The organism is Rhodocytophaga aerolata, assembly GCF_030503435.1.
GTDB lineage: Bacteria > Bacteroidota > Bacteroidia > Cytophagales > 172606-1 > Rhodocytophaga > Rhodocytophaga aerolata.
Map to the genome: position 1 here is coordinate 1 of NZ_JAUKPO010000178.1, position 821 is coordinate 821.

The following is an 821-nucleotide window of genomic DNA, read 5'->3' on the forward strand; positions in this document are numbered from 1 at the left end:
CATTGATCTGTGCTTCATAACGGCTGCTTTTAGTAACGGCCGCCTTCAAATTATCCGGTACAATGGCTTTGGGTACGCCATTAAAATAATGCAGGGCATTTTCCAGGCAAGAGAGAAAAGCCTCTTTTTGCTGACTTAGACTTGCTTCTACATATGTGAGCTGACTGCAACCTAAAATAGCAATAAATACTTCTACTTCTGTAGGTGGGCTACCAGGGGCGGGAAAAATATACAACTTTTTGCCGGTATAGTCTACAAAGAGTTTATCACCTGCTTTATGCTCAAAATGCATAGTAGCCCCTTTATGTAGCAGCCATTGCTGATAATGATAACAGAATTGACCATATCCATAGCCTTGCTGATGCTGCCCTCTATATTGCTGCCAGACAAGCAAACGGGTGACCCCGGTCTTCTTTAGATCTTTTTCTATCTGTGGAAATAAAGCTTCGAGGATAGCGTATCTACCGGGAGTGAGAATGGGAGGCTCTAATAGCCTCCATAGGTCAGCATCTGATAAAGCCAGCAGTTGTTGAGCTGAGAGTCCTGTTTTGTCAAGCAGTTCTATGTATTTATTAACAGTGGTGCGGGAAATGCCTAAAGCCGTTGCTATAATACGCCCGCTCATCTGCCGGCTCTTTAGACTAATAAGTTCTCTGAGGGTATTCATTCTGATTGTCTGGTTAGCCATAGTGTATCTCTTGGTTAGCCTCTAAAAGATAAGGCTGTCCAAGTCGACAGGCATGCAATCAGTTATAAGTTTTCCTATTAAATTTAGGTGGACCAGTTTGCCCAGAATCACCGGCCAGTTTGTTCCAGAATCA

General features: G+C 43.2%; 1 protein-coding gene. It reads right to left on the bottom strand.

Going from position 1 to position 821, the window contains the following annotated elements; genetic code table 11:
- A partial coding sequence (locus tag Q0590_RS37420) for an HTH domain-containing protein (RefSeq protein ID WP_302042801.1) occupies nucleotides 1–667 on the bottom strand: 667 nt, incomplete at its 3' end.
- Nucleotides 668–821 lie beyond the last annotated feature (154 nt).